Here is a 23,037-nt window from a genome sequence, read left to right on the forward strand (position 1 = left end):
TCGGCCCGGTCAGCGGACGATGGGCAGGAACGCGGGGAAAGGGGTCACGTCGTCGTTCCGGCTGCCGGCGGCCACCTCCACGGTGGGGAAGTGGGCGCGGTCGAAGACCTCGTGGAGGCTGGAGGTGCACTTTTCGGGGACGGCGACCCGCACCCCTGCCTCGTCGGCCGTGGACTTGGCGGCGATGAAACGGAAGCTCTCGCCGGGCGCGAGGCGGATCACCGCCCAGGACTCGGGCACCTTGGGGTCGCCGAACCTTCGCTGATAGACCGTCTCGGGATGCTGCGAGGGGTTGCTCACCTGGACGTGGAGCGCGCGGACGTCGCCGTGCCAGGAGAACGAGGCCACGTCGAGCCCCTCGGTGGGCAGGGTGGAGACGGCCGTGCGGGCCTCGGCTCCCGGCAGCAGGGTGAAGTGGGCGTCGGTGCCGCACTTCTGACAGTGGCCGTCGGGGGTGAGCCCGACGATCCGTGCGTTGAGGCCGTACCGGGTCACCTGGAGCAGACCGCAGTCGTGACACCGCGTGGTGGTCGAGTCGGTGTCGTACACGTTGCCGAGGTAGACGTGGTGCAGACCCATGTCCATGGCGACCCTGCGGGCGCGCTCCAGGCGGTCGACGGGGGTGCGGATGGTGTGGGTCATCTTGTAGTCCGGGTGGAACCGCACGAAGTGGGTGGGGACGTCGGGACCGAGCCGCTCGCCGACGAACTCGGCCATGCTCCGGGCGGTCTTCTCGTCGTCGCTGAGGTCGGTCACCATGAGGGTGGACACCTCGACGTGCTTGCCGGCCCGGAAGACCTGCTCGGTACCGGCGAGCACCGGCTCCAGCCAGCCCTTGGTGATCTTCCGGTAGTACTTCGGATCCATCGACTTGATGGAGATCGAGAAGATGTCGATCACCGGGATGAGTTCGTCTATCGCCGCCTCACTGATGAAGAACGCCGACTTGTAGAGGTTGACGATGCCTGCCTCGCGGGCGAGTCCTGCGGTCTCCACGACGAACTCGTGCCAGACCACCGGGTCGTTGTACGTCCAGGAGATGACCTTGATGTCGTGGCGCAGCGCGATGTCCACCACCTGCTCGGGCGTGTAGTGGTACACGTCCTTGTCCTCGACGTACCGGGCCTGCGAGGTCTTCCAGTTGTGGCAGTAGTCGCAGTTGAGCATGCAGCCGACATTGCCCATGGACAGGATCCTCGCGCCCGGCGCGTAGTGGAAGACGGCCTCGGTCTCGATGGTCTCCTCGGTCGCGTGCACCGAACGCCCGTAGTTGAGGCTCACCAGCCGGCCGTCCCGGTTCGCACGCACCATGCAGAATCCGTGCTGGCCGGGCCGGATGCGGCAGTTCCTGGGGCTCAGATGGCAGCGGACGACTCCGTCCTCCAGGCGCTCCTCAAGCCGTGCCGGGTAGGAGTTCTGCTGCCACGCGGGTGCGGTCATGTCCGGTTCTCCTCCGAAGGCGGGGTCTGGGAAGCGGGTCGGGGTGCGAGTGGGGACCGGGGCTCGGCCTGGGACTGGGGCCGGGGGAGTGCGGCGATGTACGGATGGTCGGTGTCGGCCGGAGCGAGACCGGCGGCGCCGCCCGGCGATCCCAGTCCGGAGGTGTCGAAGAATTCGGCGTTCACGGCGGTGAACACCCGCCACTCGGCGGGGACTTCCGCCTCGGGGAAGATCGCTTCGACCGGGCACACCGGGTCGCACGCCTGGCAGTCGATGCATTCGTCGGGGTGGATGTAGAGGCTGCGTCCTCCCTGGTAGATGCAGTCGACGGGGCACACGTCCAGGCATGCCTTGTCCATCACGTCGACACAGGGCTGGGCGATCACATACGTCATGAAGGCACCCTTCAGTTGTGCCTGGCTGCTCTTTCTTGGGGAATCCGGAGAATTACGTCGTCAGGGCGGGCGACGCGAGTCGGAGCCCGTGGGCAGGGACGCAGGAATGGCGTCTGCTGAATCGGGAAGGGGAATTCCCTCGATGAGCGTCGCTCGGGCTGCCGCTCGGAAAGAAGGTCACGAACGGCGAAGTCGCCGGACGCAACGGTAAATCCTCGACGGAACCTTCGGAGCCTCCCATGACCCTCCTGTTCCAGGAAGTCACCACCGCACCGACCGGCTGTGTGATCGATTATGCGGTCGGCAAATGAAACCATGGAGGAAAATATTGGGCGCCCTGACGGGTGTCAATAATTTCTCTGCAGGTTTCGGGCAGGCCCGACAGGCCTCCTACAGCCAGTCGCGCTTCTTGAAGACGACGTACAGACTCACGCACACCGCTGCCATCAGCAGGATCGCGAAGGGGTAGCCGAGCGTCCAGTGCAGTTCGGGCATGGTGTCGAAGTTCATGCCGTAGATCGTGCCCACCAGCGTGGGCGCGAAGAGAATGGCGGCCCACGCCGAGATCTTTTTGATCTCCTCATTCTGCTCGAACCCCGCGACCGCCAGTGCCCGCATTTCGGCGTTCTGCTGCTGGGTGACCAGGGTCGTGTTGACGGCGAGAATGTCGGTGAGCGCCTGCCGGAAGCCGTCCACACGCTCGCTGGTGTGGGTGACGTGGTCGGCGACGTCACGCAGATAGCGCTGGAGTTCCTCGTCCGTGCGATATTTGGTGAAACCCGCCATCAGACCGTTCAGCATGCCGATCAGCGGGCGGGTGGCGCGCTGGAACTCCACCACTTCGCGGGAGAGTTCGTAGATGCGCCGGGACACCTCGGGGTCGCCGCGGAAGACCTCGGTCTCGATCTCGTCGATGTCGGTCTGCACGCCGGAGACGACCGGCGCATACCCGTCGACCACCGCGTCCAGGATCGCGTACAGCACCGCCTCGGGGCCCAGGGCCAGGAGCTCCGGGGTCTCCTCCATCCGGCGTCGTACGGAGGACAGGTCGGGGGCTGCGCCGTGCCGCACCGTGATGACGAAGTCGTGGCCCAGGAAGACGTGCAGCTCGCCGAAGTCCACCTCTTCCGGGGCGTCGAGGTAGCGCGCCGCGCGCAGGACGACGAAGAGGGTCTCGCCGTAGCGCTCCAGCTTGGGCCGCTGGTGTGCTTCGAGCGCGTCCTCGATGGCCAGTGGGTGCAGGTCGAACTCGGCGGCCAGGGAGAGGAGTTCGGGCTCTGTCGGCCGGTGCAGGCCGATCCAGGCCATGCCGTCCGGGTGCTCGCGCAACTGGCGGAAGGTCTCGGCCAGGGAGTCGGGGGTGGCGACCCGGAGGCCGTCCCGGTAGAGCGCGGCGTTGACCACGCTGGCGTGGTCGTGCGGATCGGGCCGGCGGCGGGCGGGCTTCGGGGCGGCGGGGGCCGGGGTGGGGGTGAGGGCGGGCTGCCTGCGCCAGGTGCGCTTCTTCGCCGGCATGGGGTGTGGCCCGCCTCCTTCGTGCTTCCTCGATCGGCTGCGTGCTGCGTGCTGCGTGTCGGGTACTCCGTGCTGCCCGCTGCCCGCTGCCCGCTGTCTGCTTCCGGTGATCGGTGGCTGCGATCGGTGGCCGGTGGCCCGTGGCAGGCAGCCGGTGGATCACGAAGCAGGATATCCGGGCCATAACGCACCGGCGCGGTGAATCGGGCACCCGATCCCCCATCCGGACAGAACCTGTCCGCAAGTGCCGCTAACGTGCGCCGCATGACGACGATCGACACCACCCCCGGCCGGGGGCCGGTCCTCGGCTCCCGCGCCCTCGGCCGGGCCACCCTGGCCCGACAGCTCCTGCTGGCCCGTGCCGCGCTGCCCGCCGAGGAGGCCGTCCGCCACCTCGTCGGACTCCAGGCGCAGAACACCAGACCGCCGTACTACTCCCTCGCGGCCCGCCTCGAAGGCTTCGACCCCCGTGAGCTGTCCGGCCTGATGGCCTCCCGCGAGGTCGCCCGCATCGTCACCATGCGCTCCACCCTCCACACCCTCACCGCCGACGACTGCCTCGCCCTGCGCCCACTGGTCCAGCCGGTGATCGACCGAGAGCTGCGCGTCTTCCTCCAGCGGCTGCCGGGGGTGGACGCGGCCAGGGTCGCCGAGCTGGCGCGGCCGTTCACGGCGGAGCGTCCCCGCCCGCTGAAGGAACTGCGCGAGCTGCTGCTGAAGGAGTGGCCGGACGCCGACCCGCAGGCCCTGGTGACCGTCGCCCGCTGCACGCTGCCGCTCCTCCAGGCGACCCCGCGCGGGCTCTGGGGCGAGAGCGGCCAGGTCGCGCTGACCGGCTCCGGTGCCTGGTTCGACCGGCCCGAGCCCGAGCTGTCGCCCGAAGAGGCGGGGGAACTGCTGGACGCGACAGTGCTCCGCTATCTGGGCGCCTTCGGCCCCGCATCCGTCAAGGACATGCAGACCTGGTGCGGCTTGACCCGGCTGCGTACCGCCTTCGAACGGCTCCGTCCCCGGCTCCTGACCTTCCGCGACGAGCACGGCACCGAACTCTTCGACCTCCCCGACGCGCCGCGCCCCGACGCGGACACCCCGGCCCCGCCCCGCTTCCTCCCCGAGTACGACAACCTGCTGCTCTCGCACGCCGACCGCACCCGCGTCGTACCGCCCGAGTACAAGAAGCGCACCTGGTGCGGCAACTTCACCTACTGCACGTTCCTCGTCGACGGCCTCCTGGCCGGGATCTGGCGGCTGGAGGAGTCGGCGAAGGACGACGCGGCGACCCTCACCGTCGAGCCCTTCGCCGCCCTCACCCGCGCCCGGCGCGCCGAAGTGGCCGAGGAGGGGGCGAGGACGCTCGCCACCCTGACCTCGGCCACTTCACAGGACGTACGGTTCGGCGCGTTCTACGGTACGAAGGGGCAGTAGAGCCTGGACCCGCCTGCTCCGCGCCCTACAGCCCGACGTCCCTCCTCCGGTGGTCCTCGAAGGTCTCGCGCCGCACCAGCAGCCGCGCCCGCCCCTCGCGCACCGCCACCACCGGCGGCCGGCCGACGAGGTTGTAGCCCGACGCCATCGACAGGTGGTACGCCCCGGACGCGGGCACCGCGAGCACGTCCCCCGGCCTTACGTCCTCCGGCAGTTCGACGTCCTCGGCCAGGACGTCGCCCGCCTCGCAGTGCCGGCCGACCACCGTCGTCGTACGCATCGGGGCGGACGCCGGGCGGCCGACGAGCCGGACGGTGTAACGGGCGCCGTACAGTGCGGGGCGGGGGTTGTCGCTCATGCCGCCGTCGACGGCGACGAAGACCCGCCCGCCGGAGCGCTTCACGGCCAGCACCCGGTAGAGGGCGACACCCGCCGGGGCGAGCACGGACCGTCCGGGCTCGACGGTCAGCCGGGGTGCCGGGTAGTCGAACTCCGCGCAGGACGCCATGAGTTGACGCCTGATCAGCTGACCGTACGCAGCGGGCGCGGGCGCCGGGTCGCCCGGCCGGTACGCGACCGCGAAACCGCCGCCGAGGTCCAGTTCGGGAAGAGTGACGCCGTACCGCTCGCGCAGCCGTGCAAGGAAGGCGATCAGCCGGTGCACGGCCGCGCCGAACGGCTCGGGGGTGGTGATCTGTGAACCCAGGTGGCAGTGGATCCCGATGAGTTGAAGGCGCGGCTGGCCCAGTATCCGGGCCACCGCGTCCTCGGCGTCCCCCTCCGCGATCGACAGGCCGAACTTCTGGCCCTCCGCCCCGGTCCGTATCTTCTTGTGCGCCCCCGCCTCGATCCCGGGCAGTACGCGCACCATCACCTGCTGCGGCTCCGGTCCCGTGACCTGGGCGGCCAGCCGGGCGATTTCGCAGTCGGAGTCGATGACGATCCGCCCGACCCCGAACCGCAGGGCGGCCCGCAGATCGTCCGGCGACTTCGCGTTGCCGTGCAGCACGATCCGGTCGGCGTCGAAGCCGCGCGTGACAGCCAGCTCCAGCTCCCCGGCCGAGCACACGTCGAGCCCGAGCCCTTCCTCGCGCATCCAGTCCACGACGGCCCGGCACAGGAACGCCTTGGCCGCGTAAGCCACTTCGGCGTCCGGCAGCGCGCGCCGCCAGGCCCGCACGCGGTCCCGCACCTCCTGCTCGTCGAGTACGTAGGCGGGCGTGCCGAACCGGTCGGCGAGCTCGGCCAGGGACACGCCGCCGACGGTGAGGTCGCCGCCGGGGGCCGAAGTGGCGGAGGCCGGCCACACGGACGGCGCACCGAGCAGCTCCGCACCCGCGCGGTCGACCCTCGCCTCAGTCGACATAGCTGTGGATTCCCGTGACGGAGAACCAGGGCTCGGGCATCGGCTGCGTCGCCCGATGGGGCCCGGACCGCGGTGCGGGAGCGGTGAGTTGAGGATCGACGGTAAGCACCGTCACCCCGAGCGGCGCGGCCAGCGCCCGCAGCGCGGGTTCCCCGAGCCGCACCCAGGGCTGCTGCGCGCCCAGTACGTCACCGAGGCGCGCGGCGCTGCTGAAACCGACGGCCGTGCGGTGCCCGAGCGGGGTCCGCAGAAACCGGAGATACCGCCCACCGGCGGACCCGAGCCGCACCGGCACGTAGAGGGCGCCGCCCCCGGCCGATCCGGGTTCGTCGGGGTCCGCGTCGGCGGATGAGTGGAGGTCGTCCATGAGGTGCTCTCTCCTTGAAGAGGAGTTCGTACGGGGCGTGGGCGGTGTGCGCCCGCCACGTGGTGCTTCCGTACGAAGCTATGCCCGGCGGCGGCACAGGAAGAGGCGCCCTGACGCGGTGTTGATCGTGCGGCGCCGGAACTTGACGTGCCACTGACGGACGCGGGCGGAGCAGGCCCGTGAGTGGCTCTAGGGGAGCAGTCCCGCCCGTCGGGCTGCCACCACCGCCTCCAGACGGGTGTGGGCGCCCAGTTTCCGCATGGCTGTGCGGAGGTAGCCCTTCACCGTTTCCGGGCGCAGGCCCAGCCGCTCGCCCGCCGCCGCGTTCGTCGCGCCCGAGGCGACGCAGGCCAGGACGTCCGTCTCGCGCGGGGTCAGGGAGATCCGGTGGTCCCGTTCGGGCGGCTCGGCGGGCTGCCAGGAGGAGGCCAACTTCCCGCAGACCGCGAGGAGTTCACCCCGTAGGAGCGGGTCCATGACGCGGGGGGCCAGGGCGCGCAGTTCGGCGTGCGCCTCGCGGACCTCCTCCCAGGCGCCGGGGCCGATGCGCGGTTCCCGGGTCACTTCCAGCAGGCGCCGGACCTCGTCCCGTACGGCAAGGGACTGTTCCACCTCGCGGGCCGCGTCCAGGACCGCCGTGGCCACGCGGTCGCCGAGCGGCAGCGGCGTGCGCAGGGCCCCGTACAGCACGCCCCGCACCCGGCGCCGGACGATCACCGGTACCGCCAGCACCGAGCGCAGGCCCTCGGCGGTGACGGCCGCGTCGTACTCGTGGCTGATGTGCCGCGAGGACAGGTACTCGGTCACCGCACACGGCCTGGACAGGGCGACGGCCTTTCCGCCGAGCCCGATCCCCGTCGAGATCCGCAGCCCTTGCAACGCCTGGGTCGCCGCGCCGCTCAGTTCGCCGATGCGGAGCTCGCGAGGGTCGCGGAGCAGCCCGCCGAAGGCGACCGGCAGCCCGGTGGCGCGCCGCAGCCGCAGCAGCGCGGACCGCATTTCCGCCGCGTGCGGAGAGGCCGGAGCGGACGGAACGGGGTCGGACACGCGATCTTCCTTTCACCCCCGTCCGGGGGTAGTGGGATCCAGGTGACTGGAACAGGATGTTAAAACCACAGCCGGTACCAGGGAGAGTGCACGATGCGAACGCCCATGACCATCTCCGACTTCCTCGACCGTGCGGAGCTGGGCTTCGGATCGCGCCCCGGCGTGATCGACGAGCCTCTCCAGCCCGCCGTGCCGGTGCCGGACTCCACGTACGGACAGCTCGGTGTGCGGGTCCGTGCCTGGCAGGCGGGGCTCGACGCGCTGGGCGTGGCGGAGGGTGAGCGGGTGGCCGTTGTCAGCCACAACTCCGCCCGGCTGCTGGAGCTGTTGTTCGCGGTGACGATGAGCGGCCGGATCTGCGTACCGGTCAACTTCCGTCTCAAGCCGGACGAGATCGACTACATGGTGCGGCAGAGCGGCGCGTCGGTGCTGCTGATCGACCCGGAGCTGGACGACGCCCTGTCGGGGGTCAAGGCCCGGCACCGGTTCGTGCTCGGGGAGCAGACCGACACCGAGCTGATGCGGTACGGGGTGGAGCCGCGACCGTGGTCCCACCCGGACGAGGACGCGACCGCGACCATCAACTACACCTCGGGCACCACCGCGCGCCCCAAGGGCGTACAGCTCACCCACCGCAACATCTGGGTCAACGGCCTCACCTTCGGCCTGCACACCCGCGTCTGGGAGCGCGACGTCTACCTGCACACCCTCCCGATGTTCCACTGCAACGGGTGGGGAATGCCCTTCGTGATGGCAGGGCTCGGGGTCAAGCAGGTCGTGCTGCGGAAGGTGGACGGCGCCGAGATCCTGCGGCGCGTCGACGCGCACGGGGTGACGCTGATGTGCGGCGCCCCCGCCGTCTGGAACGCCGTGCTCGACGCCGCCGCCACCTGGGAAGGACCCGTTCCCGGCCGGGACCGGGTCCGGGTGGTCTGTGCGGGCGCCCCGCCGCCCACCCGCATGATCCAGCGCATGGACGAGGAGCTGGGGTGGGAGTTCACGCAGATCTACGGCCTGACCGAGACGTCCCCGCTCCTCACCTTCAACCGCACCCAGCCCGCGGACGCCGCCCTTCCGGCGGAGGAGCGCGCCCGCAAGCTCTCCCGGGCCGGAATCCCCGCCCTGGGCGTGCAGATGAAGGTCGCCGGTTCCGGCGAGGTGCTGGCGCGTTCGAATGTCGTACTGGACGCGTACTGGGAGAAGCCGGAGGAGACGGCCGACGCACTGGAGGGCGGCTGGTTCCACACCGGGGACGGCGGCACGCTCGACGAGGCGGACGGCCACCTCACCATCTCCGACCGCAAGAAGGACGTCATCATCACCGGCGGCGAGAACGTCTCCTCGATCGAGGTCGAGGACACGATCTTCAGCCACCCGGCGGTCGCCGAGGTCGCCGTCATCGGCGTCCCGCACGAAAAGTGGGGGGAGACCGTCAAGGCCCTGGTCGTCCTCGCCGAAGGCGCGGAGGCGGCGGAGGCCGACATCATCGCCCACTGCAAGCAGCGCATGGCGGGCTACAAGGCCCCCACGTCGGTCGAGTTCCGCGACGTGATCCCGCGCACCGCCACCGGAAAGATCCAGAAGTTCAAGCTGCGGGAGCCCTACTGGGCGGGTCTGGGCCGGGAGATCGGCTGAACGGGCAGGGACAGGACCGGTGTTGTTACGTTCACACAGAGAGGTACGCGACTTCATGACCGCAGGCATCACCGGGGGCGCCACCGCAGGCACCTTCCGCATCGGCGGCGCACGCACCGTCGGGCGTCTCGGCTTCGGCGCCATGCGCCTTCCGACCTCGCCGGCCGAGGCCAGGGAGACGTCCAAGGCGGTGGTCCGCCGCGCCGTCGAGCTGGGTGTGACGTTGATCGACACCGCGCAGATGTACGGCTGGGGCGAGAACGAGGCCCTGCTGGCCGAGGCGCTCCACCCCTACCCCGAAGACCTCCTCGTCGCGACGAAGGTCGGCGTCAGGCCGTCGGGTGAAGGGCAGGAGGCGGACCTCGACGGCCGCCCCGAGTTACTGCACCGGCAGGTGGACGAGGCAATCGGCAGGCTCCGCGTCGAGCACCTCGAACTGCTCCAACTCCACCGCGTCGACCCGAAGGTCCCGTTCGCCGACCAGGTGGGCGCGCTGCGCGAGTGCCAACTCGCGGGAAAAGTACGGCACATCGGCCTCTCCGAGGTCACCGTCGACCAGCTCGCGCAGGCACGCGAGATCGTCGACGTCGCGAGCGTGCAGAACCGCTACAACCTTCTGGACCGCGAGTACGAGGCGGTGCTCGACACCTGCGAGGAGGCGGGCATCGCGTTCCTGCCATGGCGCCCGATCCACACCGTGGCGTCGTCCGTGGCCTCTTCCGCGGCCCCTTCCGCGGCGTCGGAGACGACGGACGGCATCGCCGCCGTGGCCGAGGAGCTCGGGGCGACGCCCGCCCAGGTCGCGCTCGCCTGGCTGCTCGCCCGCTCTCCCGTGATGCTGCCCATTCCGGGCACCGGCACGGTGGCGCACCTGGAGGAGAACCTCGCCGCGGCGGACCTCCGGCCGACCGACGAGCAACTGCGGCGGCTCGACCAGGCGTCCGACCAGTCCCCGCCGCACTGAACGAGGGAGAATTTCCGTTGAACGAGACCTCGCAGCCGTCCCTGTCCTACGCGCACGGCACCGGTACCGTTCCGCTGCTCGGGGACACCGTCGGCGACAACCTGCGCCGTGCGGTGGACGCGTACCCGGAGCGGGAGGCGCTGGTCGACATGGTGTCGGGGAGGCGCTGGACATACGCCCAACTCGGCTCGGACGTCGACGAGTTGGCGCGCGGGCTGCTGGCGAGGGGGGTCGTCAAGGGGGAGCGGGTGGGAATCTGGGCGGTGAACTGCCCGGAGTGGGTGCTCGTGCAGTACGCCACCGCCCGCATCGGCGCCGTCATGGTCAACATCAACCCCGCATACCGTGCCCACGAGTTGGCGTACGTCCTCCAACAGGCCGGGGTCGCCGTACTGGTGGCCTCCCTCGCGCACAAGGGAAGCGACTACCGCGCGCTGGTCGCCGAGGTCCGAGAGGAGTGCCCCGAGCTGCGCTCCGTACACCACATCGGTGATCCGAGCTGGGAGGAACTGACCGCGAAGCTCGCGCCGGAAGAGCAACTTGCCCTCCGTGCATCCGAGTTGACCTGCGACGACCCGATCAACATCCAGTACACCTCGGGCACGACGGGCTTCGCGAAGGGCGCCACGCTCTCCCACCACAACATCCTCAACAACGGCTACTTCGTCGGCGAGACCGTGGGGTACGGGCAGCAGGACCGGATCTGCCTGCCGGTGCCCTTCTACCACTGCTTCGGCATGGTGATGGGAAACCTGGCCGCCACCTCGCACGGGGCGTGCGTCGTCATCCCCGCCCCGTCCTTCGAGCCGGCCGCCACCCTGCGCGCGGTCGCACAGGAGCGGTGCACCTCGCTGTACGGCGTACCGACCATGTTCATCGCCGAGTTGGGCCTGGCGGACTTCGCCTCGTACGACCTCTCCAGCCTCCGCACCGGCATCATGGCCGGGTCCCCGTGCCCGGTGGAGGTCATGAAGCGGGTCGTCGCCGAGATGCACATGGCGGAGGTGTCCATCTGCTACGGCATGACGGAGACGTCGCCCGTCTCCACCCAGACCCGCCGCGACGACGACCTGGAACGGCGCACCGGCACCGTCGGCCGCGTCCTGCCGCACCTGGAGCTCAAGGTCGTCGACCCGGCGACCGGCGGCACCGTCCCGCGCGGCGAACCGGGCGAGCTGTGCACCCGCGGCTACAGCGTGATGCTCGGCTACTGGAACGAGCCGCAGAAGACCGCCGAAGTCGTCGACCGGGGCCGGTGGATGCACACCGGCGACCTCGGGGTGATGCGCGAGGACGGCTACGTACAGATCGTCGGCCGGATCAAGGACATGATCATCCGGGGTGGCGAGAACGTCTACCCGCGCGAGATCGAGGAGTTCCTGTACGGACACCCCAAGATCGCCGACGTCCAGGTCGTCGGCATCCCCGACGCACGCTACGGCGAGGAGATCCTGGCCTGCGTCGTGCCGCGCGACCCGGCCGACCCGCCGACCCCCGAAGAGGTGGCCGAGTACTGCCGGGGCAGGCTGGCGCACTACAAGGTGCCCCGCCGGGTGGAGGTCGTGGACGGCTTCCCGATGACGGTCAGCGGCAAGGTGCGGAAGGTCGAACTGCGGGATCGGTACGGCAACTGATCAGGAAACGCCCGGTAGTGGGGATGAATCCCCTGCGGGAACGGCCAGGCGATGCCGGATTCCGGCGGGCTGCGCCGCGAGTGACGATCGAGGCCCGACAAGCCGAGGGAGCCACCACGGTGCACAGTGATCACACGCAACACCGAGGGCGGCCTGCGCAGTTGGCCGCCGACCACGCCGGCGCGCTCGTCCGGCCGGCGCCGCCGCTTTGGCGACGGCGATGGCCCTCGTGGGCGCGGAGGCGTCGGCCGCGACCACAGCGTTGGCGACGACAGCCACCGCGTGCACGACCGCGTACCCCGTGCAGCACGTCGACTGGCAGGGCGACCGACCCCGGTGCCCGGGTCGGCTCGATGGTGTTCGGTCCCGGCGGGCCGGGGGACAGCGGGGTCCGCCGGATCGTCACGGGCATGTCCCGCTTCAGCGAGCGCCTGCGCAGCAGCTTCGACATCGTCAGCCTCGACCCGCGCGGGGTCGGCGGCTGGGCCGGGGCGCCGCCCTGCTCACGTACGAGGGCTGGGGCCACGGCACGTACCACAGCAGTCCGTGCGCCAGGCGGCAGATCGACGACTACCTGATCTCGGGCACCGCTGCGCCCCGGGGCAGTTCCTGCCCCGCCGTCGAACCGACGGAGTGGGGGGAGGCCGGGCCGGGTGACCTGTCGCGCATCATGCACACGCGCGGCCACCGGTCGAGGCCCAGCGCCGCCTCCTCGGCGACGATCTCGCGCAGTCCTTCGGTGAGTTCGGCATCCGCGAGGACGCGGAAGCCCAGCCGGGCGTAGTACGGCGCGTTCCACGGCACGTCGGCGAAGGTGGTCAGGGTCAGCGCCATGGGCCCGACCACCTTCGCCAGGTGCTCGATCAGGGCGCGGCCCGCTCCCCGTCGTGCGATGCGCGGGTGCACCGACACCTGGTCCATGTGCGCGGCCCCGTCCACCTCCTGCCAGATCAGATACCCGTCGGGGCGGCCCCCGGAGTCCTCGAACACCCAGGCAAGGCCGTCCCGTTGGTAGGAGAGGAGCAGATCGAGCGGCGGCGGGTCGTCGTCCGCGATCTCGGCCATCCCGAGTGCGCGGAAGGGCTCACCGGCCGCGCGCTCGATGTCCTGGAGCAGGGGAAGGTCGGCGGCGGTGGCGGGGCGGATGGGCATGCGGCCAGTATCCCGCCCCCGGCGTCGCGGCTCAGCCGTCCGAGCCCACCAGCTCGTCCGCCGCGCCGTTGGCGGGCTGCGGAGTGCCGGTGAGGTCCATGACGAACAGCGGGACGCCGAGGTCCTCCGCGCGGGCCCGTGCCTCGGGGACGTACCCCGTGAGGGAGAAGAACACCGATAAGGACGACGAATTGAGCCCGTGCAGCCAGAGGCACTCCACGTCGCGGAGGGTGGACGGTTCGGTGCGCGGGTCGACCTGGGCGACCAGGCCGCGGGCGCGCAGGTCGATGCCGGAAGCGGGGTGCTCGGGCGACTGGAGGATGTCGCGGAAGCCGAGCCACTTGAGATAGAGCGCCGCGGCGGTGACGGCGTCCCGGGCGGTACGGATGGTGAGAGGGCGGAACGGCGGCCTGGGGCGGGGAGCGGGGGAGCCGTCGCCGGCCCGGCTGCCGTCCTCGCCGTGGGCGGGCGCGGTGCGCGTGGCGGCAGCGGGACCGGCGCCACCGCCTGCACCGGCGCCACCGGCGGGGGCTTCGGTACCGGCTTCGACGTCGGGGCCAGGGGCGTCCGCGCATCCGGCGTGCCCTGCGCATCCCGAGTGAGATGCGTGCGGTGCGTGCGAGGTGTTCGGTGCGTGCTCTCCCGGTTCCGGCCACCGCGGGCCGGTCGGGGGCACCGTCGGGGCCGGGCGTACGGGAATGCGCAGGACCGTGCCGCAGCCGCAGCCCAGCTCCGGCTGGGGCCACTGGTCCTGCCGACCGCAGGACGGGCAGCGGACCGTCACCCAGGAGTCCGTCCAGGTGCGGTGCGTGATCGGCTCCGGCGGGGCGCCGCGCAGCAGCGGCGGAGCCAGTGGCGCGCCGCACGCGCAGGGAAAGACGGGCGGTACGTACGCGTGATCACGGCGGCAGGCGGGGCACCGCACCGGCACGCTGCTTCCCATGGTGCGACCTCCGGCACTGGGTCCCGGCGCGACGGCTCGACAAGGAGCGGCCGGGCCGTGAACACATGAACGACTGATGCGCTGTGTCGTCCATGGTCACACCAAGTGTGCGGAGTTGGCAGGCACTTCGGCTCTTTTCTGTCCACCGGACGGGTCAGCCCGTGGAACCGCCCCCGGAGCCGTCGCCACCGCCTAGGCGCCGCCGCCCCCGACGCCCGAACCATGGACTCCTCTCTTGACGCCGTGACCCCCGCATCTTATGTTGCTTCCACATAGCAGAACAGTACTTCCGCATTACGGAAAACCGGCCTGAAGCAGGAGTGACCCGATGCCCCGTATGACCGCTGCACTCGCAGCAGTTGAAATCCTCAAGCGCGAAGGCGTGAGCCACGCGTTCGGCGTGCCCGGCGCGGCGATCAACCCCTTCTACAAGGCCCTCCAGGCCGGTGGCGGGATCAAGCACACGCTGGCCCGCCACGTGGAGGGCGCGTCCCACATGGCCGAGGGCTACACGCGCAGCAACGCAGGCAACATCGGCGTCTGCATCGGCACCTCGGGCCCCGCCGGCACCGACATGATCACCGGGCTCTACTCGGCCATCGCCGACTCGATCCCGATCCTCTGCATCACCGGCCAGGCCCCGGTCGCGAAGCTCCACAAGGAGGACTTCCAGGCCGTCGACATCGCCTCGATCGCCAAGCCGGTCACCAAGAAGGCCACCACGGTGCTGGAGGCCGCCCAGGTCCCCGGTGTCTTCCAGGAGGCCTTCCACCTGATGCGCTCCGGCCGTCCGGGCCCGGTCCTCATCGACCTGCCGATCGACGTGCAGCTCACCGAGATCGAGTTCGACCCCGAGACGTACACGCCGCTGCCGGTCTACAAGCCGGTCGCGTCCCGTGCCCAGATCGAGAAGGCGATCTCCTTCCTCCTGGAGTCGGAGCGCCCGCTGCTCATCGCCGGTGGCGGCATCATCAACGCCGATGCCTCCGAACTCCTGGTGGAGTTCGCCGAGTTGACCGGCACCCCGGTCATCCCGACCCTGATGGGCTGGGGCATCCTGCCCGACGACCACGAGCTGAATGCCGGCATGGTCGGCCTGCAGACCTCGCACCGCTACGGCAACGCGAACTTCCTTGAGTCCGACTTCGTCCTCGGCATCGGCAACCGGTGGGCCAACCGCCACACCGGCGACCTCGCCGTCTACACCGAGGGCCGCAAGTTCGTCCACGTGGACATCGAGCCCACCCAGCTCGGCAAGATCTTCGCCCCGGACTACGGGATCGCCTCCGACGCGAAGGCCGCCCTGGAGCTCTTCGTCGAGGTGGCGAAGGAGCTCAAGGCGGCGGGCAGGCTGCCCGACCGCAGCGCGTGGGCCGAGTCCACCCAGGACCGCAAGGCCAAGCTCCAGCGCCGCACCCACTTCGACAACGTGCCGATCAAGCCGCAGCGCGTGTACGAGGAGATGAACAGGGCCTTCGGCCCGGAGACCCGGTACGTCACCACCATCGGCCTCTCCCAGATCGCCGGCGCGCAGATGCTGCACGTGTACAAGCCGCGCCACTGGATCAACTGCGGCCAGGCGGGCCCGCTCGGCTGGACGATCCCGGCCGCGCTCGGCGTCGCCACCGCGGACCCCGAGGGCCAGGTCGTCGCCCTGTCCGGCGACTACGACTTCCAGTTCATGCTGGAGGAGCTGGCGGTCGGCGCGCAGCACAACATCCCGTACGTGCACGTCCTGGTGAACAACTCCTACCTGGGCCTGATCCGCCAGGCCCAGCGCAACCTGGACATCAACTTCCAGGTCAACCTGGAGTTCGAGAACATCAACTCGCCGGAGCTGGGCGTCTACGGCGTCGACCACGTCAAGGTCGTCGAGGGCCTGGGCTGCAAGGCCATCCGGGTCACCGACCCCGACCAGCTGCTGCCGGCCTTCGAGGAGGCCAAGAAGCTCGCCGCGGAGTTCCGGGTGCCGGTCGTCGTGGAGGCGATCCTGGAGCGCATCACGAACATCTCGATGAGCGGTGCGGGGATCGACGCGGTCAACGAGTGGGAGGACGTGGTGACGGAGGCGGGTCACGCGCCGACGGCCGTCCGGCCTTTCGTGGCGCAGTAGTGCTCTAGATACGTACCTCTAGGTACGCCCAGAGGGCCGGTCACCGGACAACGGTGGCCGGCCCTCTTTGGCGTGTGCGGCGGGGGGCGTGTGCGGTGTCGGGGACGGGCGGTCGTGGAGGGGCGTGCCGCGGTGGGGGCCGCCCCCTTGCCCACCCGTCCCGCCCCAGGGGGCTGCCCCTGTGCCCAAGGAGGCGGCGGTGGCCGCCGAGAGGGTTAGGGGTTCGGGGGCAGGCAGTTAGGGGCGCGGGGAACTGCGCGACCAGCCACGACGCACCCGCACGACGCCCATCCTGCCCGCAGGCAAGCCCGGCCCGGCCCGCAGGAAGGCCCTGCCCGCAGACAAGCCCGGCCCGGCCCGCAGGAAGGCCAAGCCCGCAGGAGTGCCCTGCCCGCAGGAGTGCCCGCCCCCCCCGGCAACGCCGAAGGGCGCGAAGTACGGGACCGTCCGTACTTCGCGCCCTTCGGCATATCTGACCTGCTGCATGCACAGGAATGAGGCCGCGGCGGCGACGATGAGCCCCCGGGCAGACCTTCCCTCAGGTCGAGAAGGAGTCCCCGGTGGCCTTCACCACCGCACTGGCTCGCCCACCGCCGCGGGCCTCGTTCGTGTCCGTACCGCCGGCCACCCCTCATTCGGGCCGACGACACGGACAGCGGCAAAGACCTGACCTCCCGTCAGGTCCCGTCCGCAGTCGGGGAGTCGAGGACTCAGCGGTCCTCGCGAAGCTCGCGGACCGCTTCCTCGACGCGCTTGCCGTACTCCGGGTCCGCCGCGTGGAAGTGGGCGAGGTTCTTCTCGACCACGTCGTCACGGGTGACCTGGGAGAGACCGCCCGCGATGTTGGCGATCAGGCGGGCCTGCTCCTCGGACGACATCAGCCGGTACAGCTCACCGGCCTGGAAGAAGTGGTCGTCCTTGACGTGCTGGGCGGCGGTGTAGGTGCCCGTCCAGCCGGTCAGCTCTGCGGGGGCGCCGAGCGGCGCGTCCGTCTGCGCGGGACCGTCGTACGAGTTGGGCTCGTAGTTCTTGTCGTGGCGCGAGCCGTAGCGGGTGGCGTAGGAGCCGTCCCGCCCGTAGTTGTCGGCGGGCGCGTTCTTCGGCGCGTTCACCGGCAGCTGGGTGTGGTTGACGCCCAGGCGGTAGCGGTGCGCGTCCGCGTAGGCGAACATGCGGCCCTGGAGCATCTTGTCCGGGGAAGCCGTGATGCCGGGGACGAAGTTGTTCGGCGAGAACGCGGCCTGCTCGACCTCGGCGAAGACGTTGTCCGGGTTGCGGTCGAGTACCAGCCGGCCCACGCGCTGCAGCGGGTAGTCCGAGTGCGGCCACACCTTCGTCACGTCGAACGGGTTGAAGCGGTAGCCGGCCGCCTCCGCCGCCGGCATGACCTGGACGTACAGGGTCCAGGACGGGTTCACACCGCGCTCGATCGCCTGGAGCAGGTCCGTCTGGTGCGAGTTGGCGTCCTGGCCGACGATCTCCGCGGCCTGCTCGGCGGAGAGCGAGCGGATGCCCTGGTTCGTCTTGAAGTGGTACTTGACGAAGAAGGCCTCGCCCTCGGCGTTCGTCCACTGGTACGTGTGCGAGCCGTAGCCGTTCATGTGACGGTACGAGGCGGGGATGCCGCGGTCGCCCATCAGCCAGGTGACCTGGTGCGTGGCCTCCGGGGCGTACGCCCAGAAGTCCCAGACGTTGTCCGGCTCCTGCTTGCCCGTGAAGGGGTCGCGCTTCTGCGAGTGGATGAAGTCGGGGAACTTGATCGGGTCCTTGATGAAGAACACCGGGGTGTTGTTGCCGACGAGGTCGTAGTTGCCCTCTTCGGTGTAGAACTTCAGCGCGAAGCCCCGCGGGTCGCGGACCGCGTCCGCGCCGCCGAGGTTGTCCGCGACGGTGGAGAAGCGGATGAACGTCTCGGTGCGCCTGCCGACCTCACCGAGGAAGTGGGCGCGGGTGAAACCGGTGACGTCGTCGGTGACCTCGAAGTAGCCGTAGGCGCCGGAACCGCGGGCGTGCACGACACGCTCCGGGATGCGCTCACGGTTGAATCGGGCGAGCTTCTCCAGCAGGTGCTGGTCCTGGAGGAGGAGCGGGCCACCGACACCGGCGGAGGCGGAATTCTGGTTGTCGGCGACCGGGGCGCCTGACTCGGTCGTGAGCACACGCTTCGACATGGTGACCTTGGGACCTTCCTGCGGGAGCTGCTGGCGGCGTGAGGAGCGTAAGTACGCACCGAACGTGACGTCAACAGTTTGTTGAAGTTGATATGGCGAGAAGTCTGGCGAGAAGTCCGGCGAGAAGTCCGGGTGGAACCCGGGCCGCGGCGGCGCCTGGGCGCGACAGGACAGGTGTCAGCGCCACCGCAGCCCGGAGATCAAGTAGCCCTGGACAAACGGGCGTGGGGGAGGGTCAGACCTGCGAGCCGGACAGCCGCTCGACCGCGCGCAGCAGCGCCGAGTGGTCCAGGCCGCCGTCGCCCTGGGCGCGCAGCGAGGCGACCAGCTGGGCGACGACCGCGCCGACGGGGAGGGCCGCACCCACATTGCGGGCGGCGTCGGTGACGATGCCCATGTCCTTGTGGTGCAGGTCGATCCGGAAACCGGGCGCGAAGTCGCGCTTGAGGAAGTTGTCCTTCTTGCGGGTCAGGACCGTGGAGCCGGCCAGACCACCGTTGAGGACGTCGAGGGCGGCGGCGAGGTCCACGCCGGACTTCTCCAGGAAGACCACGGCCTCGGCGCACGCCTGGATGTTGACCGCCACGATCAGCTGGTTGGCGGCCTTCACCGTCTGGCCCGAGCCGTGCGGACCGCACAGCACGATGGTCTTGCCGAGGGCCTCCAGGAGCGGCTTGGCGGCGTCGAAGTCCGCCTGCTCGCCGCCGACCATGATGGAGAGGACCGCCTCGATCGCACCGGCCTCGCCGCCGGACACCGGGGCGTCCAGCACGCGGATGCCCTTGTCCTTGGCGGCCTTCGCGAGGTCGATCGAGGTCTGCGGGGTGATCGAGGACATGTCGATCAGCAGCGCGCCCGACCGCGCGTTCGCCAGGATGCCGTCCTCGCCGTAGGCGATGGCCTCGACCTGCGGCGACGCGGGCACCATCGTGACGATGACATCGGCGTCCTTGACGGCGTCGGCGATGGAGGAGGCGCCCTTGCCGCCGGCGGCGGCGAGGCGGTCGATCTTCGCCTGCTCCAGGGTGAACCCGGTGACGTCGTAGCCGGCCTTCAGCAGGTTCTCGGACATGGGCGAGCCCATGATGCCGAGGCCGATGAATCCGATCTTGGGAAGCGTGCTCATGAGGGTGCTGCCTCTCTCAAAAACCGTGTCGAAAAGTTCAGTTGGCGGCGCGGAGCGGCTTGTCCAGCCACTCGAAGGCGTCCGCGCTGGGCTTGTCGCCCGGCTTGTACTCCAGCCCGATCCAGCCCTCGTAACCGGCCTTCCGCAGGCGGCCGAGCAGGTCGGTGAAGTCGAGCTCGCCGGTGCCCGGCGCGCCGCGGCCCGGGTTGTCGGCGATCTGCACGTGGCCGGCCTTGGCGGCGTACGCCTCGATCACCTGGTGCAGGTCCTCGCCGTTCATCGACAGGTGATAGAGGTCGAGCAGGAACTTGGCGTTGCCGAGCCCCGTCGCCTCGTTGACCTTGTCGACGACCTCGACGGCGGACGGCGCGCTCACCAGCGGGTAGAGCGGCGACTCCGGCTTGTTCAGGGCCTCGACCAGCAGGATCGCCCCGACCCGGTCGGCCGCGCGGGCCGCCGTGACGAGGTTCTCCAGGGCCAGGTCGTCCTGGACCCGCGGGTCCACGCCCTCGACGCGGTTGCCGTACAGGGCGTTCAGTGCCTTGCAGCCGACCGAGGCGGCGAAGTCCGCCGCGACGTCGATGTTGGCGCGGAACCGCTCGGACTCCTCGCCGGGGAGCGAGAGCGCGCCGCGGTCCGGGCCCGGCAGCTGTCCGGCGTAGAAGTTCAGGCCCACGAGCTGGGTGCCGGCGTCGCCGAGCGCCTTCCTGAGGGCGTCGAGCTCCGACTTTTCGGGGGTCGGTGCGTCGATCCAGGGCCACCACAGCTCGACCGCTGTGAAGCCGGCCGCGGCTGCTGCCGCGGGACGCTCCAGGAGCGGGAGTTCCGTGAAGAGGATCGAGAGATTCACATTGAAGCGGTGGTCCGAGTAGCCCATAGGGTTCGGTGCTCCTTCCGTATCGCGGAAGTTGTTTTCTGCTTGATGGAAGGTTGCACGCAGGTCGGGAGGGCTGTCAAGAGGGGCTCCCTGAATTCGTCGTACGCGCAGTAAGTTGTGCGCGTGCGATTGAGAGTGGAGTTCACGACCGAGCCCTTCGATCTCGACGAGGCGCCGCCGCATGCGGTGGCGGCCCGAGAGGTGATCCAGGCGGCCGAGCTGGACGCCGTCGACGTGGGCCCCTTCGGCAATACGGCGGAAGGCGGCGGCGACGCGGTGCTCACGGCCGTCGACGCACTGCTGCGCAAGTCGCTCGCCGCCGGAGCCACCCGCGTCTCGTTGCAGGTCAATGTGATCGGGGAGGGCGACAAGAAGTGACGGAACCCGGAGACCACCCGCTGGTCACGGCGGTCAAACCGCTCGTCGACGCCATGGGCGCCGAAATGCTGGAGCCCGCGCGGGCCGGCCGGGACGACGTGGTTCTCTCCTGGGAGGGCGAGGACGTCATAGCGGTGCGGCTGCCCCAGCTCTCGGACTCCCTCGACCACATCCTGGCCGCGCTGGAGCGCAGGCACGGGATGCCGCTGGCAGATCTCGACCGCAAGACCAAGCAGGCGGTCGTACGGACTCTGGAGGCACGCGGTGCCTTTTCCGTGCGGCACGGTGTGGAAACGGTGGCGGGCGCGCTCGGCGTGTCCCGCTTCACCGTCTACAACTACCTGAACAGGGAAAACGCCGCCAAGGCGGACTAGTTGCTCCTCCTGGGAGGGGCTCCGTGCCGGATTTGCGCCGTTCCAGGACCCCCTTTTGATCGATCATTTTCGGACGCCGCCGCCCCCGCTTGGGGGCGGCGGCTTTTGTCTTCGCGAACTTTCAACAAACTGTTGACGTCCAGTTGTTGAGAGCGTTAGCTATGCGCAGCCCGTCCAGCACAAGGCCACGGAGGCTCCCGTGACTTCGGTCCAGACACCGGGCCTTACCCGGTTCAACACCCTCTCCGAGAGCGCGGCCCAGGCCGAACTCCACGAGGTGTGTGCCAGTACGGCGTGGGGGAGCAAGCTCGTCGCTCAGCGCCCGTACGGCACCGCAGAAGAGCTGTTTCTCGCCAGTGACGCCGCCCTCGCGGAACTCACCGACGAGGACCTCTCCGAAGCAATGGCGGGACACCCGCCGATCGGCCGCCCGAAGCCCGGGGATCCGACCTCCTCCCGCGAGCAGCGTGGAATGGCCGGCGCCTCCGAGGAACTCAAGGCCGAGATGCTCGAACTGAACCTGGCGTATCAGGAAAAGTTCGGACATGTATTCCTGATCTGCGCCACCGGCGCCACCGGCGAGCAGATGCGCGACGCGGTGCGTGAGCGGAGCGGGAACTCGCCCGGGACGGAGCGGGAGATCGTCCGCACCGAACTGGGCAAGATCAACCGCATCCGGCTGACCCGCCTCGTGGAATCCCCCGCGGATTCAGGAGAAGAGAACTGAGATGAGTACAGCAACCACCGCCTCGGTGTCCACGCACATCCTGGACACCAGCATCGGCCGCCCCGCCGAGGGCGTCGCCATCTCGCTCACCGCCCGCAGCGGCAGTGACGCCGAGTGGGTGACGCTCGGCGGATCGAAGACCGACGCGGACGGGCGCTGCAAGGACCTCCCGGCCCTGCCGGAAGGGACGACCCACGTCCGGCTCGACTTCGAGACCGAAACGTACTTCTCGAACAAGACCAGCGAGACCGAAGCCGAGGACCAGCAGGACGCCCCCCGCGTAAGGGACAGCGGCGCGTTCTTCCCGGAAGTGGCGATCACCTTCGCCGTCGTACCGGGCGAACACTTCCACGTACCGCTGCTGCTCAACCCGTTCGGCTACTCCGTATACCGAGGGAGCTAGCACCGATGCCCACCATTCTCGGCCAGAACCAGTACGGCAAAGCAGAGAACCGCGTCGTCAAGATCACGCGGGACGGCGACACCCACCACATCAAGGACCTGAACGTCTCGGTGGCCCTCTCCGGCGACATGTCGGACGTCCACCTCTCCGGCTCCAACGCGAACGTCCTGCCGACGGACACCACCAAGAACACGGTGTACGCCTTCGCCAAGGAGTACGGGATCGAGTCCGCCGAGCAGTTCGGCATCCACCTGGCACGCCACTTCGTGACGTCGCAGGAGCCGATCAAGCGCGCCCGGATCCGCATCGAGGAGTACTCCTGGGAGCGCATCGCGACCTCGGACAACAACTCGAAGTTCATCGGCTCCGACGAGGTGAACCACTCCTTCGCCCGCAAGGGCCAGGAGCTGCGCACCACCCAGATCACCTACGACGGTACGAACTGGGAGGTCATCTCGGGCCTCAAGGACCTCACGGTCATGAACTCCACCAACTCGGAGTTCTGGGGCTACGTCAAGGACAAGTACACGACGCTGAAGGAGGCGTACGACCGCATCCTGTGCACCGACGTCTCCGCCGCCTGGCGCTACAACTGGACCAGCGACGAGATGCGGATGCCCCACTGGGACAAGTCGTACGACCAGGCCAAGAAGCACATCCTCCAGGCCTTCGCCGAGACGTACTCCCTGTCTCTCCAGCAGACGCTCTACCAAATGGGTTCGCGGGTCATCAACAGCCGGAGCGAGATCGACGAGATCCGCTTCTCGCTGCCCAACAACCACCACTTCCTGGTCGACCTCGAACCGTTCGGACTGAAGAACGACAACGAGGTGTACTTCGCCGCCGACCGCCCGTACGGCCTCATCGAGGCCACCATCCTGCGGGACGGAGTCGAGCCGCAGATCCCGGTCGACATGACCAACCTCTGACGCGGTCGGGGGCGGGGGGGGGGTGTAGGGGGGGGGGCGGGGGGGGAGCGTCGTGG

The 23,037-nt window shown here is 69.8% G+C and carries 20 protein-coding genes and 2 pseudogenes; 11 read left to right on the forward strand and 11 right to left on the reverse strand.

Annotated elements, in window-relative coordinates; all coding sequences use genetic code 11:
- Positions 1-9: 9 nt before the first annotated feature.
- From amrS to ACWGIG_RS08040, 3 genes and pseudogenes are all read right to left on the reverse strand, one after another.
- The gene (gene amrS, locus ACWGIG_RS08030; RefSeq protein WP_453320686.1) at positions 10-1,440 is read right to left on the reverse strand and encodes an AmmeMemoRadiSam system radical SAM enzyme; all 1,431 of its coding nucleotides are present in this window, start codon (positions 1,438-1,440) and stop codon (positions 10-12) included.
- Between the two features lie 68 nt (positions 1,441-1,508).
- A pseudogene (fdxA, locus tag ACWGIG_RS08035) lies at positions 1,509-1,835 on the reverse strand (ferredoxin); the annotation flags it as partial.
- A 390-nt stretch (positions 1,836-2,225) separates the two neighbouring features.
- Positions 2,226-3,350 (reverse strand): magnesium and cobalt transport protein CorA, encoded by a 1,125-nt coding sequence (locus ACWGIG_RS08040; protein WP_453320687.1) that lies wholly within the window; start codon positions 3,348-3,350, stop codon positions 2,226-2,228.
- Between the two features lie 264 nt (positions 3,351-3,614).
- On the opposite strand from ACWGIG_RS08040, the gene ACWGIG_RS08045 reads away from it, so the two are divergent.
- Positions 3,615-4,775, forward strand: a complete 1,161-nt coding sequence (locus tag ACWGIG_RS08045; protein ID WP_453320688.1) for a winged helix DNA-binding domain-containing protein — start codon at positions 3,615-3,617, stop codon at positions 4,773-4,775.
- A gap of 25 nt (positions 4,776-4,800) precedes the next feature.
- On the opposite strand, the gene lysA is transcribed toward ACWGIG_RS08045, so the two are convergent.
- From lysA to ACWGIG_RS08060, 3 genes are all read right to left on the reverse strand, one after another.
- On the reverse strand, positions 4,801-6,141 hold the full coding sequence (lysA, locus tag ACWGIG_RS08050; RefSeq protein ID WP_453320689.1) for a diaminopimelate decarboxylase: 1,341 nt from the start codon (positions 6,139-6,141) through the stop codon (positions 4,801-4,803).
- Positions 6,131-6,508 carry an SAV_915 family protein gene (locus tag ACWGIG_RS08055; protein WP_453320690.1) on the reverse strand — a complete coding sequence of 126 codons (378 nt, stop codon included), beginning with the start codon at positions 6,506-6,508 and terminating at the stop codon, positions 6,131-6,133. Before ACWGIG_RS08055 ends, lysA begins: the two co-directional genes overlap by 11 nt.
- 189 nt (positions 6,509-6,697) lie before the next feature.
- A complete protein-coding gene (locus tag ACWGIG_RS08060; protein WP_453320705.1) occupies positions 6,698-7,507 on the reverse strand; it encodes a response regulator transcription factor in 810 nt (269 codons plus the stop codon).
- Positions 7,508-7,648: 141 nt separating this feature from the next.
- Between ACWGIG_RS08060 and ACWGIG_RS08065 the strand changes: the two genes are divergently transcribed.
- The 4 genes and pseudogenes from ACWGIG_RS08065 to ACWGIG_RS08080 all read left to right on the forward strand — a co-directional run.
- Entirely contained in the window at positions 7,649-9,190 is a 1,542-nt protein-coding gene (locus ACWGIG_RS08065; protein WP_453320691.1) for an AMP-binding protein, read from the forward strand.
- Positions 9,191-9,245: 55 nt separating this feature from the next.
- Positions 9,246-10,154, forward strand: coding sequence for an aldo/keto reductase (locus ACWGIG_RS08070; protein WP_453320692.1), 909 nt, complete (start codon positions 9,246-9,248; stop codon positions 10,152-10,154).
- Positions 10,155-10,171: 17 nt separating this feature from the next.
- On the forward strand, positions 10,172-11,788 hold the full coding sequence (locus ACWGIG_RS08075; protein WP_453320693.1) for an AMP-binding protein: 1,617 nt from the start codon (positions 10,172-10,174) through the stop codon (positions 11,786-11,788).
- Positions 11,789-12,008: 220 nt separating this feature from the next.
- Positions 12,009-12,341, forward strand: a pseudogene (locus ACWGIG_RS08080) (hypothetical protein); the annotation flags it as partial.
- 17 nt (positions 12,342-12,358) lie between these two features.
- Here ACWGIG_RS08080 and ACWGIG_RS08085 read toward each other — a convergent pair.
- Entirely contained in the window at positions 12,359-12,940 is a 582-nt protein-coding gene (locus ACWGIG_RS08085; RefSeq protein ID WP_453320694.1) for a GNAT family N-acetyltransferase, read from the reverse strand.
- 31 nt (positions 12,941-12,971) lie between these two features.
- Positions 12,972-13,883, reverse strand: coding sequence for a hypothetical protein (locus tag ACWGIG_RS08090; RefSeq protein WP_453320695.1), 912 nt, complete (start codon positions 13,881-13,883; stop codon positions 12,972-12,974).
- A gap of 328 nt (positions 13,884-14,211) precedes the next feature.
- Here ACWGIG_RS08090 and gcl point away from each other — a divergent pair, with 328 nt between their 5' ends.
- Positions 14,212-15,996 (forward strand): glyoxylate carboligase, encoded by a 1,785-nt coding sequence (gene gcl / locus ACWGIG_RS08095; RefSeq protein ID WP_453320696.1) that lies wholly within the window; start codon positions 14,212-14,214, stop codon positions 15,994-15,996.
- Between the two features lie 710 nt (positions 15,997-16,706).
- Here gcl and ACWGIG_RS08100 read toward each other — a convergent pair.
- From ACWGIG_RS08100 to ACWGIG_RS08110, 3 genes are all read right to left on the reverse strand, one after another.
- Positions 16,707-18,167: a catalase gene (locus ACWGIG_RS08100; RefSeq protein ID WP_453320697.1), complete on the reverse strand. Its 1,461-nt coding sequence runs from the start codon at positions 18,165-18,167 to the stop codon at positions 16,707-16,709.
- Positions 18,168-18,402: 235 nt separating this feature from the next.
- Positions 18,403-19,293, reverse strand: a complete 891-nt coding sequence (locus ACWGIG_RS08105) for a 2-hydroxy-3-oxopropionate reductase (RefSeq protein WP_453320698.1) — start codon at positions 19,291-19,293, stop codon at positions 18,403-18,405.
- A gap of 37 nt (positions 19,294-19,330) precedes the next feature.
- On the reverse strand, positions 19,331-20,170 hold the full coding sequence (locus tag ACWGIG_RS08110) for a TIM barrel protein (RefSeq protein WP_453320699.1): 840 nt from the start codon (positions 20,168-20,170) through the stop codon (positions 19,331-19,333).
- Between the two features lie 123 nt (positions 20,171-20,293).
- Here ACWGIG_RS08110 and ACWGIG_RS08115 point away from each other — a divergent pair, with 123 nt between their 5' ends.
- The 5 genes from ACWGIG_RS08115 to pucL all read left to right on the forward strand — a co-directional run bounded on the left by ACWGIG_RS08115 (position 20,294) and on the right by pucL (position 22,981).
- Positions 20,294-20,548, forward strand: coding sequence for a hypothetical protein (locus ACWGIG_RS08115; protein ID WP_453320700.1), 255 nt, complete (start codon positions 20,294-20,296; stop codon positions 20,546-20,548).
- Complete coding sequence (locus tag ACWGIG_RS08120; RefSeq protein WP_453320701.1) at positions 20,545-20,922, forward strand: helix-turn-helix domain-containing protein; 378 nt, start codon at positions 20,545-20,547, stop codon at positions 20,920-20,922. The genes ACWGIG_RS08115 and ACWGIG_RS08120 overlap by 4 nt, the downstream gene beginning before the upstream one ends.
- A gap of 199 nt (positions 20,923-21,121) precedes the next feature.
- The gene (gene uraD / locus ACWGIG_RS08125) at positions 21,122-21,649 is read left to right on the forward strand and encodes a 2-oxo-4-hydroxy-4-carboxy-5-ureidoimidazoline decarboxylase (RefSeq protein WP_453320702.1); all 528 of its coding nucleotides are present in this window, start codon (positions 21,122-21,124) and stop codon (positions 21,647-21,649) included.
- Position 21,650: 1 nt separating this feature from the next.
- Positions 21,651-22,052 carry a hydroxyisourate hydrolase gene (gene uraH / locus ACWGIG_RS08130; protein WP_453320703.1) on the forward strand — a complete coding sequence of 134 codons (402 nt, stop codon included), beginning with the start codon at positions 21,651-21,653 and terminating at the stop codon, positions 22,050-22,052.
- 5 nt (positions 22,053-22,057) lie between these two features.
- A complete protein-coding gene (pucL, locus tag ACWGIG_RS08135) occupies positions 22,058-22,981 on the forward strand; it encodes a factor-independent urate hydroxylase (RefSeq protein WP_453320704.1) in 924 nt (307 codons plus the stop codon).
- Positions 22,982-23,037: the final 56 nt, after the last annotated feature.

This window comes from Streptomyces sp. NPDC054863, assembly GCF_053610825.1.

Bases quoted from the DNA above. Each gene is read 5' to 3' on its own strand.
- amrS (WP_453320686.1), bottom strand. From the start codon at position 1,440: ATGACCGCACCCGCGTGGCAGCAGAACTCCTACCCGGCACGGCTTGAG.
- ACWGIG_RS08040 (WP_453320687.1), bottom strand. From the start codon at position 3,350: ATGCCGGCGAAGAAGCGCACCTGGCGCAGGCAGCCCGCCCTCACCCCC.
- ACWGIG_RS08045 (WP_453320688.1), top strand. From the start codon at position 3,615: ATGACGACGATCGACACCACCCCCGGCCGGGGGCCGGTCCTCGGCTCC.
- lysA (WP_453320689.1), bottom strand. From the start codon at position 6,141: ATGTCGACTGAGGCGAGGGTCGACCGCGCGGGTGCGGAGCTGCTCGGT.
- ACWGIG_RS08055 (WP_453320690.1), bottom strand. From the start codon at position 6,508: ATGGACGACCTCCACTCATCCGCCGACGCGGACCCCGACGAACCCGGA.
- ACWGIG_RS08060 (WP_453320705.1), bottom strand. From the start codon at position 7,507: ATGCGGTCCGCGCTGCTGCGGCTGCGGCGCGCCACCGGGCTGCCGGTC.
- ACWGIG_RS08065 (WP_453320691.1), top strand. From the start codon at position 7,649: ATGCGAACGCCCATGACCATCTCCGACTTCCTCGACCGTGCGGAGCTG.
- ACWGIG_RS08070 (WP_453320692.1), top strand. From the start codon at position 9,246: ATGACCGCAGGCATCACCGGGGGCGCCACCGCAGGCACCTTCCGCATC.
- ACWGIG_RS08085 (WP_453320694.1), bottom strand. From the start codon at position 12,940: ATGCCCATCCGCCCCGCCACCGCCGCCGACCTTCCCCTGCTCCAGGAC.
- ACWGIG_RS08090 (WP_453320695.1), bottom strand. From the start codon at position 13,883: ATGGGAAGCAGCGTGCCGGTGCGGTGCCCCGCCTGCCGCCGTGATCAC.
- gcl (WP_453320696.1), top strand. From the start codon at position 14,212: ATGCCCCGTATGACCGCTGCACTCGCAGCAGTTGAAATCCTCAAGCGC.
- ACWGIG_RS08100 (WP_453320697.1), bottom strand. From the start codon at position 18,167: ATGTCGAAGCGTGTGCTCACGACCGAGTCAGGCGCCCCGGTCGCCGAC.
- ACWGIG_RS08105 (WP_453320698.1), bottom strand. From the start codon at position 19,293: ATGAGCACGCTTCCCAAGATCGGATTCATCGGCCTCGGCATCATGGGC.
- ACWGIG_RS08110 (WP_453320699.1), bottom strand. From the start codon at position 20,170: ATGGGCTACTCGGACCACCGCTTCAATGTGAATCTCTCGATCCTCTTC.
- uraH (WP_453320703.1), top strand. From the start codon at position 21,651: ATGAGTACAGCAACCACCGCCTCGGTGTCCACGCACATCCTGGACACC.
- pucL (WP_453320704.1), top strand. From the start codon at position 22,058: ATGCCCACCATTCTCGGCCAGAACCAGTACGGCAAAGCAGAGAACCGC.